We start from the raw sequence: 14,982 nt of genomic DNA on the forward strand, positions 1-14,982 counted from the left end.
CGGCTCACAGACCGTGGCAGCAGTCCTTGTCAGTAAATCGATCCGATGCCGGGCTGGCATGATGCGCCAGAGGGATGTGCAACATCGGCTGGAAACTGAAGTAGTGATGCAGGGCAGCGATCATTTCGCGGATATCCCCAGGCGGGTCGATCAGGGAAAAACCGGTGTCGTAGCTGCCCGGCGTCACATCCTCGCTTGACCACAAACTGAACGCACTGAAATCCACTTGCCGCAGTTGACCGCTCTGGCCCGGAATCTTCAGGCGCATCTCGAAACGAACACCAAGCATCATCGGATAGGGGCTGATCAGCATCAGCCCGCCCTCGGACAGGTTGCCGATGAAGCCCAGCGGCTTCTCGGTGAACCGATTGAATACGTTGAGGTAGTACGGCAATTGATGCCGCTGGATACGACGCTGGTTCGCCATGTTCATGTCGTCGGAGCCTTCAGCCTTAACCCTGCAATTCGAGTCCTGTCGGCTCAACTGCATTCCTGGCTGATACGCGTCGCCAGGCGCTGTCGAGCCGCCTCTACTTCACTTTCACTGTAGTAGACGCGCTCTCCCGCTGCATCGTTACGAAAAAAACGTCCGCCAAGCTGCAGTCGCGACAACTGGCTGCGCAAGCCCTGGCATTCCTCCTCTCGTGCAGCCCGCGCCTTGCTGGCCTGCTCCCTCGCTGCCTGCTGCTCCTGCCGCCGCGCATCGAAGAATCGTTCGCTGCGCGCCTCACGCTCACGGGTCTGGTCGTCGCGTTCGACGACCTGGGGCCGAACCTCGACCTGCTCGGCTCCGGCTGCCGGGCGCTGACCGAAGTGAACCTGTCCGTTGGCATCGGTCCAGCGATAGATCTGCGCATCTGCCAGTGCAGGCAGCAGCATGGCGGTCATCAGCAAAGCTCGCATGATCCCTCACATGGCTTTCATGAAATCAACGTTTGGCCGGCTGAACCACCGGCGGTGCCTCGGCATGATAGTGGCCCAGCTGCCTCAGCGTCTCCAGGCGCGCGCGGGCGCGATAGGCGTACTCGCTGGAAGGGTATCGCTCGACGATGAAACGATAGGTTTCGCCAGCGTCGACGAACAGGCCCTGGCGCTCCAGACACTGGCCGCGCAACAGTGAAATCTCCGGCTGGACCTGGCTGCGCGGCTTGCTACGGCGTTCTGCCTGCGAGAGTGATTGCATCACCCGCTCGCAGTTGTCGGCCTCGTAGTACTGGTAAGCCGCATCCAGGTGGCGATCGAAAGCATGGCGACTGCTGCAGCCGACGGTCAGAAGACTCAGGAAAACGATGATCAGGGTGCGCATGGGTTCCTCCGTATGCCCCTGTATCGACCGAGCTGGAAAAAGCTGCAGACAGCCCGTCAGCCGGACGCAAAGAGTAGTGGTCGCCGAGCGATGACTACAACCGGCGAGCATAGTAGCCTCGGGGCCAGCCAGAAAAAGGAGCAATTGAATGATTCCGCGTCGCACCAAGATCGTCGCCACCCTGGGCCCAGCAAGCAGCTCGCCGGAGGTGTTGGAAAAGATGATCGTCGCCGGGCTGGATGTAGCCCGCCTGAATTTCTCCCACGGCAGCCCCGACGAGCATCGTGCCCGGGCCGAGCTGGTGCGTGAAATCGCCGCGCGCCACGGCCGCTTCGTCGCGCTGCTCGGAGACCTGCAGGGACCGAAGATCCGCATTGCCAAGTTCACCGACAAGCGCATTGAGCTGAAGGAAGGAGACCAGTTCCGCTTCTCCGTGACCCATCCGCGCGACGCCGGTAATCAGGAAGTGGTCGGCATCGATTACCCGGACCTGGTCAAGGATTGCGGCATCGGCGATGAGCTTCTGCTCGACGACGGCCGCGTGGTGATGCGCGTCGACAACGCCACCGCGGACGAACTGCACTGCACCGTGCTGATCGGTGGCCCGCTGTCGGACAACAAGGGCATCAACCGCCGTGGCGGCGGCCTGACGGCGCCGGCGCTGACCAACAAGGACAAGGCCGACATCAAGTTGGCCGCCGACCTGCAGCTGGACTACCTGGCAGTTTCCTTCCCTCGTGATGCCGCTGACATGGACCTGGCCCGCCGCCTGCGCGACGAAGCTGGCTCCGACGCCTGGCTGATCGCAAAGATCGAGCGGGCCGAAGCGGTCGCCGACGATGAGGCGCTGGATGGCCTGATCCGCGCCAGCGACGGCGTGATGGTGGCGCGCGGCGATCTCGGCGTGGAAGTTGGCGATGCCGAGCTGGTCGGCATTCAGAAGAAGATCATTCTGCACGCCCGCCGCCACAACAAGGTGGTGATCACCGCGACGCAGATGATGGAGTCGATGATCCACAGCCCGATGCCGACCCGCGCCGAGGTATCCGATGTAGCCAACGCCGTGCTGGACTACACCGATGCGGTGATGCTCTCGGCCGAAAGCGCCGCTGGCGAATACCCGATCGAAGCGATCAAGGCCATGGCCCGTGTGTGCTGCGGCGCGGAGAAGCACCCGACCAGCACCAAGTCCGGACACCGCCTCGGCCAGCAGTTCGAGCGCTGCGACGAGAGTGCGGCGCTGGCTGCGATGTACACCGCCAACCACTTCCCGGGGGTCAAGGCCATCATCGCCCTGACCGAAAGCGGCTACACACCGCTGATCATGTCGCGCATCCGGTCTTCGGTACCGATCTTCGCCTTCTCGCCGCACCGCGAAACCCAGGCACGGGTCGCGCTGTTCCGCGGCGTGCAGACCATCCCGTTCGATCCGGCTGCGCTACCTGCAGAAAAGGTCAGCCAGATGGCAGTCGAGGAACTGCTCAAGCGCAACATCGTGCAGCCCGGTGACTGGGTGATCCTGACCAAGGGCGACAGCTACCACGACAGCACAGGCGGTACCAACACGATGAAGATCCTGCGCGTCGGCGATCAGTAAGGTTGGCAGGGAATCACACGAGGCCGGCTCTTTAGCCGGCCTCGTGCTGTCTGCAAGATCGAACGGGAGCCAACTACCGCGGCTGAGTCGCGCTGACGAACGCGTCGCTGAATATCTGTCCACGCGGCAGGCCCGCGAGAAACAGGCGCCTGGCGCAGGCGTCGACGAACGCCGAGCCGCCGCAGAGCAGCGCGATGTCCCGCCGCGACGTTGGTCGTAGCGTCGAAAGCATGCTGTCACGCTGTTGCGCATCGACCCATTGCAGCTCCAGGTTCTCGTGCCTATCCGCCAACTCCTGCAACGGCCCGCGCAGGTAGTGCTCGTCGCGGCAAAAATGCACCAGCCTGATCGTCCCGGCATGGCCCTGGCGCAGGCTCTCGCGCAACAGGCTGAATAGAGGGGCCAACCCGGTTCCCGAAGCCAGCAGCAATAAAGAGCGCTCAGACCACTCCGGCTCGTAATGCAATGCACCACCGTGCAGGTCGCCCAGCCGCAGCGTGTCGCCCGCGCGCAGCTGCCGCGCGGCATCGCAGAACGCCCCCGGCCTGGAGCAATCGAGATGAAACTCCAGCCAGAGATCGTCGCCGGGAACACTGGCCAGCGAATACGGCCTAGCGATGCCGGCACCAGTCCACAGCAACAGGTGCTGACCTGCACGATAGCGCAGCGGCCGCTCCGGCAGCAGACGCAGGCGCAGCACGCTGCCGCTCAGCCACTCGGCGCTTTGCACCTGAGCGGGCTGCCCGTCGCGACGCGGGTCGAAAACTTCTACGCCGATTTCCTCCTCGACAAGGCACTGACAGGCCAGTCGCCAGCCGGCCGCATGCTGCTCGGGCCGCAGCAGGTCGGGTTGCAGATCGCGCGGTGCTCCGTCGACACAGCGCACCAGGCAGGCGTGGCAGCTGCCGGCGCGGCAACTGTAGGGTACGGGCAAGCCGGCAGCGATCAGGGCGTCGAGCAGGTTGGTAGCGGGCGCGACCGACCAGCGCTTGCCGGCGCAATGCAACTCAGGCATCGGCGGTGACCCAGGCGGGTTCGCAACGATTGCGACCACCGCGCTTGGCTCGATAAAGCGCTTCGTCGGCACGCTGCAGCGCTGCATCCAGGTCATCTCCGGCGTTCAGCAGGGTCAGGCCGATCGACAGGCTGAGATGTCCGGCTTCGATATTGGCGTCTTCCGGCTCGGCGATGGCGAAAGCCTCTCGCAGGCGCTCACAGCACGCGGTGAACTGCTCGGCGTCGGTATTGGGCAGCAGTAGCACGAACTCCTCGCCGCCATAACGGGCCAGCACGTCGTCATCACGCAGACAGGACCGCGCCACGCTGGCAAAGGCCTGCAGCACGCGGTCTCCGGTGGCATGGCCGTGGATATCGTTGATGCGTTTGAAGTGGTCCAGATCGATGAGCGCCAGCCCCGATTGATGCCCCTTGCGCAAGCGGTTCAGGTCGCCCTCGGCGATGCGCAGGAAACGCCGCCGGTTGTATAGGCCCGTCAACTCGTCGGTGGAAGCCAGATCCTCCAGTTGACGCATCATTCCGCGCAGGGTGTCCTGATGTGCCTGCAACGCGAAACGCCGCTGGCGCATGCGCTGGCGCAAGCGATACACGTGGCCGGCGAACAGACACATCCAGATCAGCGTCACCAGCAGCACGCTGGCCTGCAGCAAGAACACATCGGTCTCGATCGGCCGCTGCAGATAGTAATCCAGCGCAGCCATGCTGACGAAGCTGACGAAAGCCAGTGCGGCGTAGCGAATGAACACCTTCGGCGGCAGAAAGACTGCAAACATCAGCACCAGCAGATAGAGCACCAGCAGTGAGCCACGAGCGCTGCCGAGGTTGAACAGAAAGGTCGTCAGCCACAGCAGCCCCACCAGGACCTGCGGCTCAGTCAGGCTGGGATCCTTCGAGCGCAGGTTGACACCTCGGTGAAACAGCCAGAAGAACAGCAGCTGACTCACCACAATCAATGCTGACTGCGCCACGGCGCTGGCCACCGAGGCCTGATAGAAGCCCCCCGCCACCGCCACCCAGGTCAGCACCAGGCCCAGACCATAGGTCACGGAGGCCAGTGCGAATCGCCGCGTAACCAATTGCTGCAATGTACGCAGATCGGTCTCGTCACGCATCGCACTCATAGGGATCCTTCCCGCTGTGGCAATTTGCCGCACTCTACGCTTACCGAAAACAAAATCCTAGCCAGCATTCCCATCGCTCCTGGTCCATCCGTGTACCGCGCAGCCTGACGCGTTATACTGCGCCGCATTTTTTCGCGGCGCGTCGACTGCCACCCCCGACGCGCCTCTTATCGCCCCGTATGAGGACGCGCTGCATGACCGTGATCAAGCAAGACGACCTGATTCAAAGCGTCGCTGACGCTTTGCAGTTCATTTCTTACTACCACCCCGTGGATTTCATCCAGGCGATGCACGAAGCCTACCTGCGTGAAGAATCCCCGGCTGCCCGCGACTCCATGGCGCAGATCCTGATCAACTCGCGCATGTGCGCCACCGGTCATCGCCCGATCTGTCAGGACACCGGTATCGTCACCGTGTTCATCCGCGTCGGTATGGACGTGCGCTGGGACGGCGCGACCATGAGCCTGGACGACATGATCAATGAGGGTGTGCGCCGCGCCTACAACCTGCCGGAAAACGTCCTGCGTGCTTCGATCCTGGCCGACCCGGCAGGTTCCCGCAAGAACACTAAGGACAATACGCCAGCTGTCATTCATTACTCCATCGTCCCAGGTGACAAAGTCGAGGTGGATGTGGCCGCCAAAGGCGGTGGCTCGGAAAACAAGTCGAAGATGGCCATGCTCAACCCGTCCGACTCGATCGTCGACTGGGTACTGAAGACCGTGCCGACCATGGGCGCCGGCTGGTGCCCGCCGGGTATGCTCGGCATCGGCATCGGCGGCACCGCCGAGAAAGCCGCGGTGATGGCCAAGGAAGTCCTGATGGAATCCATCGACATCCATGAGCTGAAGGCCCGTGGCCCGCAGAACCGCATCGAAGAGCTGCGTCTTGAGCTGTTCGAGAAGGTCAACCAGCTGGGCATCGGCGCCCAGGGCCTCGGCGGCCTGACCACCGTGCTCGACGTGAAGATCATGGATTACCCGACCCACGCCGCCTCGCTGCCGGTTTGCATGATCCCCAACTGCGCCGCCACCCGCCACGCACACTTCGTGCTCGACGGTTCCGGCCCGGCCGAACTGACCCCGCCGCCGCTGGATGCCTACCCCGAGATCGTCTGGGAAGCCGGCCCGAGCGCGCGCCGCGTCAACCTCGACACCATCACCCCGGAAGAAGTGCAGAGCTGGAAGCCGGGCGAAACCGTCCTGCTCAACGGCAAGATGCTCACCGGCCGCGACGCCGCGCACAAGCGCATGGTCGACATGCTGAACAAGGGCGAAGAGCTGCCGGTCGACCTCAAGGGCCGTTTCATCTACTACGTCGGCCCCGTCGATCCGGTCGGTGACGAAGTGGTTGGCCCGGCTGGCCCGACCACCGCGACGCGCATGGACAAGTTCACCCGTCAGATTCTCGAGAGCACTGGTCTGCTGGGCATGATCGGCAAGTCCGAGCGTGGCCCGATCGCCATCGAAGCGATCAAGGACAACAAGGCGGTCTACCTGATGGCGGTTGGCGGCGCGGCTTACCTAGTCGCCCAGGCGATCAAGAAGTCCAAGGTGCTGGCCTTCGCCGAGCTGGGCATGGAAGCGATCTACGAGTTCGAAGTGAAGGACATGCCGGTGACCGTCGCCGTCGACACCAACGGCGAGTCGGTGCACATCACCGGCCCGGCGATCTGGCAGCAGAAGATCGCCGACAGCCTGGCGGTCGAAGTGCAGTAAGCGACACGCCAATAAAATAAAAAGCCCGGCTCGATGCCGGGCTTTTTATTGCCCGGCAATCAGCGGTTGAAGCGTTCGACCAGTACCCGCAGCCCGTACGCTGCGCATTCCAGGTCGCGACCGCGCTGCATGGTCAGGTCCGCCTTGCTGACATTGCTGTCGGTCGTGACGGCAATACGGGTGACCTGACGAGCAATGTCTTCGGCCACATGCGCCTGCTCTTCGGCAGCGGCAGCCATCTGCTGGCTCATCCCGGCAATGCGGCCGACCGCGTCGCGAATGCCCTGCAACGCCTGCTGCGCCTCGACGACCTGGGCCAACCCCTGTACCGCCTCCTTGTCACCCACCTGTGCGATTGTCACGGCCTCACCCGCCTTGCTGGTGAGCGACTGGATGATGCCCTGGATCTGCTGCGTCGACTCCCGCGTCTTGCCCGCCAACCCACGCACCTCGTCGGCGACCACGGCAAAGCCCCTGCCCTGCTCGCCAGCACGTGCGGCCTCGATGGCAGCATTCAGCGCCAGCAGGTTGGTCTGGTCGGCGATGCTCTGGATCATGCCGGCGGCGGATACGATCTGCTGGGTTTCGCCAGCCAGCTCGTTGACCACGTTGCCGATGCTGGTGACGGTCGCCGCCAGCATTTCCATCGCCTCGCGGGAACTCGCTGCGACCCGGTCACCATCGTCTGCCAGCGCGTTCGCCGTCCTCGCCTCCTCTGCCGTGTGCTGGACGTGCCCGGCGACCTCACTGATCGATGCGGTCATCTGCGTCACCGCGGTGGCCGTCATGTCCGTCTCGCCGCGCTGCTGGCGCAGCTCGCTTTCGGTCTGGCTGGCCAGCGAATAGGTTTCTGCCGATGCGCCGGCGACCTGCACGGCCAGATCGGACAGCCGCGTCAACGCCGTACGCAACCGCGCGTCTTCACTGACCAGGGCCATCTCCAGCCGCGCCGCATTGCCATGCTGCTGGGTATAGGTCAGGGCGACCACCGGATCGGTGAAGGCTTCGGGTACGCGCTGCAGGATACGCAACAACTGGCGTTCCGCAGCGAAGTGACAGCTGATTCCGAGCACGAAGAACAGACCGAGCACGACGAGCGCTTCCACTGCCGGCGGCAGCCAGAAGATTCCACCGGCCGCCAGCACCGCGGCGCCCATCGGCATCGCCAGCGCACGCGCCCAGCCCTGCGCGCGCCGGCTCAACGAAACCGCCGGTCGGCCGGTACGCAGACGCTCGTACAGTGCCGACGCCTGGGCGACCTGCTCGGCTGTCGGCTTGACTCGCACCGACTCGAAGCCGGTCAGCTTGCCATCGTCGAAAACAGGCGTGACGTAGGCGCTGACCCAGTAGAAATCGCCGTTCTTGCAGCGGTTCTTGACCACTCCCATCCAGCTTTTGCCGGCCTTCAGGTAGCGCCACATCACCTCGAACACGGCGGGTGGCATGTCCGGGTGGCGGACCAGATTGTGGTCACTGCCGATCAGCTCGGCTCGTGAGTAGCCACTGATGGCGACAAATTCGTCATTGCAATAAAGGATTTTGCCCTGGTTATCCGTCGCCGAAATCAGCCGCTGATGCGCCGGAAAGGTCCGTTCGGTGTTGCTTACCGGTCCGTTGTTTCTCATCGCCCGAACTCCCTGCCAGCGATTTGCTGAAAAATGCGACTCATCGGTCACGACGAATCAATCTGTTACAAGAGTCGGGCGGCGCAAAGCGAACTTGAGAGGGGACGGAAAGTATTTGCCGAACGGCATCGGCAGGTAGTGCCGCTCGTGAGCGGACTAGCGACCGGCGTTCTGTTCTGCGATGTACAGCGCTTCGACTTTCGCCCTGGCCCAGGGCGTCTTGCGCAGGAATTTCAGGCTGGACTTGATGCTCGGCTCATTGCTGAAACAGCGGACATCGACGCGCTCGGCAAGGCCGTCCCAGCCGAAGCGAGCATGCAGCTGGACCAGGATGGCCTCCAGCGTCACGCCATGAAGGGGGTCTTTTGCTTGAGTCATGGGGCACTCACGAACACGAGGGCATAGCCTCACGGATGAAAAAACCCGCCGCGCGGTCTGCGGGGCGGGCTTGGGTGACGGTCTGCATCTTACAGGCTGATGCGAGTTCCGAGCACCTCGAGGAATGCCGCCAGCCACGCCGGATGGGCGGGCCATGCCGGAGCGCTGACCAGGTTGCCATCGGTATGCGCCTGATCCACGGCAATGTCCACGTACTCGCCACCGGCCAGCTTCACCTCGGGTGCACAGGCGGGATAGGCACTGCAGGCACGCCCCTTGAGCACGCCCGCGGCGGCCAGCAGCTGGGCGCCGTGACAAACGGCGGCGATTGGCTTCCTGGCCTCATCGAACGCACGCACCAGCGCCAGCACCTGCTCGTTCAGGCGCAGATATTCCGGCGCCCGGCCACCGGGAATGACCAGGGCATCGTAGTCTTCGGCCCGCACGTCGGCGAAGTCGAAGTTCAGCGCAAAGTTGTGCCCCGGCTTCTCGCTATAGGTCTGGTCGCCCTCGAAATCGTGAATCGCGGTGCGCACGCTGTCGCCGGCCTTCTTGTCCGGGCACACGGCATGCACGCGATGGCCAACCATCTGCAGGGCCTGGAAAGGCACCATGGTTTCGTAGTCTTCGGCGTAATCACCCACCAGCATCAAAATGTTCTTCGCCGCCATTGGATCGTCCTCTTCGCGCGGGTTTGGAGCATTGCTCCGTGACGCGGCGGCTTCAGCCACCGCGGTTGAAGATGTTTACCAGCAGCCGGTCCAGCCAGCCCCACATGCGCTGGTAGAGGCGCAGGTGCAGCGGTCTGGCGTACCAGCTTTTAATGTCGATTTCGATACTGTCCTGAAAATCGCGCTCGAAGCATGCCTGCACCTGGGCACTCAACGCAGCGTCCATGGCCTCGAGATTGGCTTCCAGATTCCAGCGCAGGTTCCAGTGATCGAAGTTGCAAGAGCCGACGCTGACCCAGTCGTCAACCAGCACCATTTTCAGGTGGGAAAAGTGTGGCTGATATTCATGGATTCGCACGCCGGCACGCAGCAGCCGTGGATAGAAACGCTGCCCGGCGTAGCGCACCGGCGGGTGATCGGTATTGCGACTGGTCAGCAGCAGGCGCACGTCCACCCCGCGACGCGCCGCCCGGATCAGTGCCCGGCGCACCTTGCCGGTAGGCAGGAAATACGGTGTCGCCAGCCAGATGCGCGTCTGCGCGCGCCGCAGGTTGCGCAACAGGCTGTGCAGTATGTCGCGGTGCTGACGCGCCGCCGCATAGGCGACGCGCCCTAGCCCCGAGCCACTGGGCAGCACTGGAATGCGCGGCGCACCGCTGGGCAGGGGCAGCTGCCAGATGCGCCGCTTCAGGCAATGCACCCACTGGGTGTCGAACAGGTCCTGCCAGTCCTGCAGCAGCGGGCCGGTCATCTCGACCATCACCTCATGCCAATGCACGTCGGGCTCGTCAGGACGCCAGAATTCGTCGGTGACACCGGTGCCGCCGACATAACCGATGCAGCCGTCGACCAGCAGCAGCTTGCGGTGGTCACGATGCAGATTGCGCAGCCTCAGGCGGAGCGAAAGCGGGTTATAGAGACGCAGCTCGACGCCGGCGGCGGTCATCCGATCACGATTGGCCTGGCTCATCTTCAGGCAGCCGAAACCATCGAACAGGCAACGTACCCGAACGCCGCGTGCCGCCGCACGCAGCAGCGGCTCCAGCAGGCGGTCGAGACAAGCGCCGTCCTCCACCAGATAGAGCTCGAGATCGACCCGGCGCTCGGCGCGCTCGATGGCGTCGAGCATGGGCGGAAAGAACCCCGGCCCGTCTATCAGCAGGCGGAACTGATTGTCGCTGCGCCAGGGGAACACCGCTCCAGCCAGCATCACAGGGCGGCACCCCGCGTAGAGCCAGATGACGTCAGGCACAGCGACGAAGCGGATGAGCAACGAAATGACATGAAATCCCTTTTTCCGGACGGCATCCAAGGGCAGCGGCCTCGATACCGCCGCTCTGCACTGGCGGTGCTGAACGAGCAGTTGGCTAGCTTACCCGGGCGTTCGAGCAAGGCAAGGCAGCAGGTCAGACCGCCGCAGCGGAAGAGCCGCCGTGAAATACGATCTTCTATAGGCCCGACTCGCCTGGGCAGAGTTCCCAGCTGTTCGCCGGCGCCCGCCCTGCCTTCAACTGCCTACTGAAGATTCGAGCCCGAGGGCGACAAGCGCCTGTTCCAGACGGCGCGCCTGGGCATCGCGCGCCAAGCCCAGCACTGCGCGATCACGCCGCCACAATGCGCCCCGGGGGCCCTGCGAATCCGCCAACGCCCTATCCACCTCAGGTTGCAGCGCAGCGAACTGCTCGAGCAACGCGGCCAGCAGCAAATGAGTAGCAGGCTCATGGGCTGACCGCCGCGCGACCTCTGCCGCAGCCGCAAGAACGCCGAGCAGACGCAGTACCAGCGCGCGCGGCCACTGCTCAAGCAGCGCCACACCGTAGAGCCACGCAGTCAGCGCCGCCAGCACATATAGATCCTCGTGGCTGCGGAACGGTTTGACGTACTCGCTCCAGCCGTCACCAGGCAAGCGTTTCCCAGCAGCCCGCTCAAGGCTCAATCTGCCATGTGTAATATCCGGCACGATCGGCAGATCCGGCCCAGCCACCAGTGACACGCCGGCACCAGACGGCTCCACGACAAACAGTCCGAGGCGCGGCGACTCGCCGGCGCCCTCCTCCCGGGCCGAAACGAGCAGCCATTGCGCCGCGCCGCCCGCCGTCACGAAATCCTTGCTGCCAATGAGCTGGCCGTTCTCGCAACGCGTTGTCATGTCGGCCGGCCGCAACTTGCGCCGCTCCGTCGTGCATAACGCACCGAGCCCGGGCGGCGCATCCGACCAGAGCGCCCGCAGGGCTGCCTGGTATCCCGCGAGAAACGCCAACCCCGGGGTGGTCGCCAGTCGGCCGCCGTAGACCGCCTGACTGAAGGAGTCCGTACTTCCGGCACCGTCACACACGGCCTGGTACCAGTCGCGCAGCCCTGAGGTTGCAGCAACCGGCTGCAGCGGGCCGATCAATCGTTTCCAGGGCATCTTCATCTCCAAAGGTTCTGCCATTACCGGCCACTGGCTCGCGCCGTCATCCAACCATCATCCGAACGTCACAGTGGCGACACGCCCTGCTCCTAGCCTGATCACGCCAAACCAGCGAGCCCAACGATAACAACCAGACGCTCGCGTTGCATCGCCAACCCGCCACTACCCCGGCGGACAAGGAGACAGAGCATGAATGCCATCGTCGATCCACGCAGCACGCGTCAACTTCGAGCCGAACGCCTGCAAGGCGAACGGGCCCTCCGCGAAGCCCAGTCCTTGCGCTATCGGGTGTTCAGCAGTGAGTTCGACGCCCAACTCAATGGCGCCGAGCTCGGGCTGGACATGGACGATTTCGACATTCACTGCCGGCATATCGGTGTACGCGATCTGGCAAGTGGAGAGCTGGTCGCCACCACCCGCCTGCTCGATCACCTCACCGCCAAGCAGCTCGGGCGCTTCTACAGCGAAGGAGAATTTGCCCTGCATGGCCTGGCGGACATCAACGAACCGGTGCTGGAGATCGGCCGTACCTGCGTGGCGCCGGCTTATCGCAATGGTGCGACCATTGCGGTGCTGTGGAGCGAACTGGCCGAGGTGCTCAACCAAGGTGGCTATCGCTACCTTATGGGGTGCGCGAGCATCCCGATGCGCGACGGTGGCATCCAGGCCCGAGCGATCATGCAGCGACTGCGCGACAGCCACCTGAGCACTGAACTGCTGCACGCCGAGCCGCGAACACCACTTCCCGAACTGGAACTGCCGGACAACCTCACTGCCCAGCTGCCGCCGCTGCTCAAGGCCTATATGCGCCTCGGCGCGAAGATCTGTGGAGAACCCTGCTGGGACCCGGATTTTCAGGTTGCCGACATATTCATCCTGCTCAAGCGCGAGGAGCTGTGCCCGCGCTACGCTCGCCACTTCAAGGCGGCGGTATAGATGCCGCGGCTGCGCCTGTACTGGCGTCTGCTGCGGGTTGCCGCGGTGCTCCTGCTGGGGTTGCTGTTGGCGGCCGCACTAGGTCTCGGCGACCGCCTCGCGCTACGCACATCGCTGCAACACAGACAACAGCTGACCCGCTGGTTCATGGTTCGCCTGGCCGCCGCGCTGCCCTATCGCGTACGCATCATCGGTCAGCTACCAGCTCAGCCGATGCTGTGGGTCGCCAACCATGTTTCCTGGTGCGATATCCCGCTGCTGGGAATGCTGCGGCCGCTGTCGTTCCTGGCCAAGGCCGAAGTCGCACGCTGGCCCGTGCTTGGCTGGCTGGCACGCCAGGCTGGCACGCTGTTCATCCGCCGCGGCGCCGGCGATGCCGCGCAGATCAACCAGCAACTGAACAGCCACCTCATCCAGGGCCGCCACCTGCTTATCTTCCCTGAGGGCACCTCGACCGACGGCAACAGCGTGCGCACCTTCCACCCCCGGCTGTTCGCCTGTGCGATAGAGGCCGGCTGCGCCGTTCAACCCGTAGCGATCCGCTATACGCGCAACGGCAAGCCCGACACCGTCGCTCCCTTCATTGGCGACGACGAACTGCCAGCGCACCTGCGCAGGCTATTGGCCAGCGACGTGGCAGAAGTAGAAATCCATCTGCTGGCGCCGATCCCCATTGCCTCCCTCAGTCGCAGGGCGCTCGCCGAGCAAGCACAGCTGGCCATCGAGCGAGCACTGTCTGGGCAGCTGTGGGTGACCACGAGAGAGGCTGCATAGCGACCTCCCTATCGAGGCTGCGCCAAGCTTCGCCGATGAACTATCTCGCTCATCTTCATCTTGGCGGCCCCGGCCCGGCTGACATGCTCGGCAGCCTTTACGGGGACTTCGTCAAAGGCCCGCTGCAGGGTCGCCTGCCGGCGCAGATCGAAGCAGGCATCCGTCTGCATCGGCAGATCGATGCCTTCACCGACAGCCATCCGCTGGTGCTGCAGGCCAAAGCGCGCTTTCCCAGCGAGCGTCGCCGCTACGCCGGGATACTGCTGGACCTGTTCTTCGATCATTGCCTGGCTGCGAACTGGGCGGACTACTCCGGCGAGCCGCTGGACCAGTTCACCCGGCGCGCCTACCGAGCGCTGGCCGATGAGCCCGCGCTGCCTGGCAAGCTCGCCGTGATCGCACCGCACATGGCGGCACACGACTGGCTCGGCAGTTACCGTGAATTCGAGGTACTGGGCAGGGTGCTGGCGAACATGGGCCGTCGCCTGAGCCGGCCGGAAGGCCTGGCCGGCGGGCTGGAAGAGCTGGAGCAGCTGTACGACCCGCTGCTCGAGGACTTCCGCCACTTCTACCCGCAGCTGCAGCAGTTCGCCAAGGCAGCGATGTAGCGCGATCGCCCCGTACTACTGCGCATAGCCCGGGCTTTGCGCATCCAGCTTGCGCAACAGACCGGGCCATGCCAGCGCGCCGCCCATGCCCGAGCGAGTGCGGGTCACGCCCGCTGCCATGGCCTTCGCACCGGCCAGAATCTGCTCCGGAATGGCGATCAGCTCGCTGCCACCGGCCTGCGCCATGACCTGGATTTCACAAGCGCGCTGGAAGATGAACATCATCAGAAAGGTATCAGCGATGCTGCTGCCGCAGGTCAGCAGACCGTGGTTGTGCAGCAGCATGAAAGCGGTTTCGCCGAGATCGGCCTGCAGGCGCGCCTTCTCGTCGTGATTCAGCGCCACACCCTCATAGCCATGGGTCGAAAGACTCGCCAAAACGAACAGTGACTGCTGGCTGATCGGTAGCACGCCCTGACGCTGGGCCGAGACCGCCACCCCGGCGGCGGTATGTGTGTGCATGACGCAGGCGACGTCGTGGCGAACCTCATGCACGGCGCTGTGAATGGTGTACCCAGCGGGATTGATCTCGTACGGACTGTCCGTCACTTTGTTGCCGGCCAGATCGACTTTCACCAGGCTGGACGCGGTGATTTCGTGAAACATCAGCCCGTATGGGTTGATCAGAAAGTGATCGGTTTCGGGAATCTTGGCCGAGATGTGCGTGAAGATCAGGTCATCCCAGCCATGCAGCGCGACCAGTCGGTAACAGGCCGCCAGATCGACCCGCGCCTGCCATTCGGCGGGGCTCACTTGGGTTTCCAAAGAAGGCAAAGCGTGCAGCGCAGTCATCGAGGGCACCTCTTGTTATTGTCGTG

At 63.9% G+C, this 14,982-nt stretch carries 16 protein-coding genes; 5 read left to right on the plus strand and 11 right to left on the minus strand.

What is annotated here, in order from left to right; all coding sequences use genetic code 11:
- Positions 1-4: 4 nt before the first annotated feature.
- From LW136_RS16515 to LW136_RS16525, 3 genes are read right to left on the minus strand one after another with little or no spacing between them, the layout of a single operon-like run.
- Positions 5-433 carry a PilZ domain-containing protein gene (locus tag LW136_RS16515; RefSeq protein WP_014821276.1) on the minus strand — a complete coding sequence of 143 codons (429 nt, stop codon included), beginning with the start codon at positions 431-433 and terminating at the stop codon, positions 5-7.
- A 47-nt stretch (positions 434-480) separates the two neighbouring features.
- A complete protein-coding gene (locus LW136_RS16520; RefSeq protein ID WP_044315531.1) occupies positions 481-903 on the minus strand; it encodes a DUF4124 domain-containing protein in 423 nt (140 codons plus the stop codon).
- A 25-nt stretch (positions 904-928) separates the two neighbouring features.
- A complete protein-coding gene (locus tag LW136_RS16525) occupies positions 929-1,306 on the minus strand; it encodes a tetratricopeptide repeat protein (protein WP_044315532.1) in 378 nt (125 codons plus the stop codon).
- A gap of 148 nt (positions 1,307-1,454) precedes the next feature.
- Between LW136_RS16525 and pyk the strand changes: the two genes are divergently transcribed.
- Positions 1,455-2,903, plus strand: a complete 1,449-nt coding sequence (pyk, locus tag LW136_RS16530) for a pyruvate kinase (RefSeq protein ID WP_014821279.1) — start codon at positions 1,455-1,457, stop codon at positions 2,901-2,903.
- A 73-nt stretch (positions 2,904-2,976) separates the two neighbouring features.
- Here pyk and LW136_RS16535 read toward each other — a convergent pair whose 3' ends face one another.
- Together LW136_RS16535 and LW136_RS16540 are read right to left on the minus strand one after the other, a co-directional pair.
- Positions 2,977-3,918, minus strand: coding sequence for an iron-sulfur-binding ferredoxin reductase (locus LW136_RS16535; RefSeq protein WP_044315533.1), 942 nt, complete (start codon positions 3,916-3,918; stop codon positions 2,977-2,979).
- Positions 3,911-5,041, minus strand: a complete 1,131-nt coding sequence (locus tag LW136_RS16540; RefSeq protein ID WP_044315534.1) for a GGDEF domain-containing protein — start codon at positions 5,039-5,041, stop codon at positions 3,911-3,913. The genes LW136_RS16535 and LW136_RS16540 overlap by 8 nt, the downstream gene beginning before the upstream one ends.
- Positions 5,042-5,235: 194 nt before the next feature.
- Between LW136_RS16540 and LW136_RS16545 the strand changes: the two genes are divergently transcribed.
- The gene (locus tag LW136_RS16545; protein WP_044315535.1) at positions 5,236-6,759 is read left to right on the plus strand and encodes a fumarate hydratase; all 1,524 of its coding nucleotides are present in this window, start codon (positions 5,236-5,238) and stop codon (positions 6,757-6,759) included.
- 59 nt (positions 6,760-6,818) lie between these two features.
- Here the strand turns inward: LW136_RS16545 and LW136_RS16550 are convergent, their stop codons facing one another.
- The 5 genes from LW136_RS16550 to LW136_RS16570 all read right to left on the minus strand — a co-directional run bounded on the left by LW136_RS16550 (position 6,819) and on the right by LW136_RS16570 (position 11,849).
- Entirely contained in the window at positions 6,819-8,384 is a 1,566-nt protein-coding gene (locus LW136_RS16550; protein ID WP_044315536.1) for a methyl-accepting chemotaxis protein, read from the minus strand.
- A 156-nt stretch (positions 8,385-8,540) separates the two neighbouring features.
- Positions 8,541-8,762 (minus strand): VF530 family protein, encoded by a 222-nt coding sequence (locus tag LW136_RS16555; RefSeq protein ID WP_044315537.1) that lies wholly within the window; start codon positions 8,760-8,762, stop codon positions 8,541-8,543.
- A gap of 89 nt (positions 8,763-8,851) precedes the next feature.
- Positions 8,852-9,433, minus strand: a complete 582-nt coding sequence (locus tag LW136_RS16560) for a DJ-1/PfpI family protein (RefSeq protein WP_003302691.1) — start codon at positions 9,431-9,433, stop codon at positions 8,852-8,854.
- A 52-nt stretch (positions 9,434-9,485) separates the two neighbouring features.
- Positions 9,486-10,643 carry a phospholipase D-like domain-containing protein gene (locus tag LW136_RS16565; RefSeq protein WP_044315568.1) on the minus strand — a complete coding sequence of 386 codons (1,158 nt, stop codon included), beginning with the start codon at positions 10,641-10,643 and terminating at the stop codon, positions 9,486-9,488.
- Between the two features lie 297 nt (positions 10,644-10,940).
- Positions 10,941-11,849: an acyl-CoA dehydrogenase middle domain-containing protein gene (locus LW136_RS16570; RefSeq protein ID WP_044315569.1), complete on the minus strand. Its 909-nt coding sequence runs from the start codon at positions 11,847-11,849 to the stop codon at positions 10,941-10,943.
- Between the two features lie 186 nt (positions 11,850-12,035).
- On the opposite strand from LW136_RS16570, the gene olsB reads away from it, so the two are divergent.
- From olsB to LW136_RS16585, 3 genes are read left to right on the plus strand one after another with little or no spacing between them, the layout of a single operon-like run.
- Positions 12,036-12,782, plus strand: coding sequence for an L-ornithine N(alpha)-acyltransferase (gene olsB, locus LW136_RS16575; protein ID WP_044315538.1), 747 nt, complete (start codon positions 12,036-12,038; stop codon positions 12,780-12,782).
- Positions 12,783-13,556, plus strand: coding sequence for a lysophospholipid acyltransferase family protein (locus LW136_RS16580; protein ID WP_044315539.1), 774 nt, complete (start codon positions 12,783-12,785; stop codon positions 13,554-13,556).
- Between the two features lie 35 nt (positions 13,557-13,591).
- Complete coding sequence (locus LW136_RS16585) at positions 13,592-14,164, plus strand: acyl carrier protein phosphodiesterase (RefSeq protein ID WP_044315540.1); 573 nt, start codon at positions 13,592-13,594, stop codon at positions 14,162-14,164.
- Positions 14,165-14,179: 15 nt separating this feature from the next.
- On the opposite strand, the gene LW136_RS16590 is transcribed toward LW136_RS16585, so the two are convergent.
- Positions 14,180-14,956 carry a class II aldolase/adducin family protein gene (locus LW136_RS16590; protein ID WP_044315541.1) on the minus strand — a complete coding sequence of 259 codons (777 nt, stop codon included), beginning with the start codon at positions 14,954-14,956 and terminating at the stop codon, positions 14,180-14,182.
- Positions 14,957-14,982: the final 26 nt, after the last annotated feature.

Origin of the sequence: Stutzerimonas kunmingensis (assembly GCF_021432085.1) — a bacterium.
Classification (GTDB): domain Bacteria; phylum Pseudomonadota; class Gammaproteobacteria; order Pseudomonadales; family Pseudomonadaceae; genus Stutzerimonas.

What these genes read in the sequence shown, in the direction of transcription:
- LW136_RS16515 (WP_014821276.1), bottom strand. Translation starts at nt 433, where the DNA reads ATGAACATGGCGAACCAGCGTCGTATCCAGCGGCATCAATTGCCGTAC.
- LW136_RS16520 (WP_044315531.1), bottom strand. Translation starts at nt 903, where the DNA reads ATGCGAGCTTTGCTGATGACCGCCATGCTGCTGCCTGCACTGGCAGAT.
- LW136_RS16535 (WP_044315533.1), bottom strand. Translation starts at nt 3,918, where the DNA reads ATGCCTGAGTTGCATTGCGCCGGCAAGCGCTGGTCGGTCGCGCCCGCT.
- LW136_RS16585 (WP_044315540.1), top strand. Translation starts at nt 13,592, where the DNA reads ATGAACTATCTCGCTCATCTTCATCTTGGCGGCCCCGGCCCGGCTGAC.
- LW136_RS16570 (WP_044315569.1), bottom strand. Translation starts at nt 11,849, where the DNA reads ATGAAGATGCCCTGGAAACGATTGATCGGCCCGCTGCAGCCGGTTGCT.
- olsB (WP_044315538.1), top strand. Translation starts at nt 12,036, where the DNA reads ATGAATGCCATCGTCGATCCACGCAGCACGCGTCAACTTCGAGCCGAA.
- LW136_RS16550 (WP_044315536.1), bottom strand. Translation starts at nt 8,384, where the DNA reads ATGAGAAACAACGGACCGGTAAGCAACACCGAACGGACCTTTCCGGCG.
- LW136_RS16540 (WP_044315534.1), bottom strand. Translation starts at nt 5,041, where the DNA reads ATGAGTGCGATGCGTGACGAGACCGATCTGCGTACATTGCAGCAATTG.
- LW136_RS16565 (WP_044315568.1), bottom strand. Translation starts at nt 10,643, where the DNA reads ATGCTGGCTGGAGCGGTGTTCCCCTGGCGCAGCGACAATCAGTTCCGC.
- LW136_RS16560 (WP_003302691.1), bottom strand. Translation starts at nt 9,433, where the DNA reads ATGGCGGCGAAGAACATTTTGATGCTGGTGGGTGATTACGCCGAAGAC.
- LW136_RS16580 (WP_044315539.1), top strand. Translation starts at nt 12,783, where the DNA reads ATGCCGCGGCTGCGCCTGTACTGGCGTCTGCTGCGGGTTGCCGCGGTG.
- LW136_RS16525 (WP_044315532.1), bottom strand. Translation starts at nt 1,306, where the DNA reads ATGCGCACCCTGATCATCGTTTTCCTGAGTCTTCTGACCGTCGGCTGC.
- LW136_RS16590 (WP_044315541.1), bottom strand. Translation starts at nt 14,956, where the DNA reads ATGACTGCGCTGCACGCTTTGCCTTCTTTGGAAACCCAAGTGAGCCCC.
- LW136_RS16545 (WP_044315535.1), top strand. Translation starts at nt 5,236, where the DNA reads ATGACCGTGATCAAGCAAGACGACCTGATTCAAAGCGTCGCTGACGCT.
- pyk (WP_014821279.1), top strand. Translation starts at nt 1,455, where the DNA reads ATGATTCCGCGTCGCACCAAGATCGTCGCCACCCTGGGCCCAGCAAGC.
- LW136_RS16555 (WP_044315537.1), bottom strand. Translation starts at nt 8,762, where the DNA reads ATGACTCAAGCAAAAGACCCCCTTCATGGCGTGACGCTGGAGGCCATC.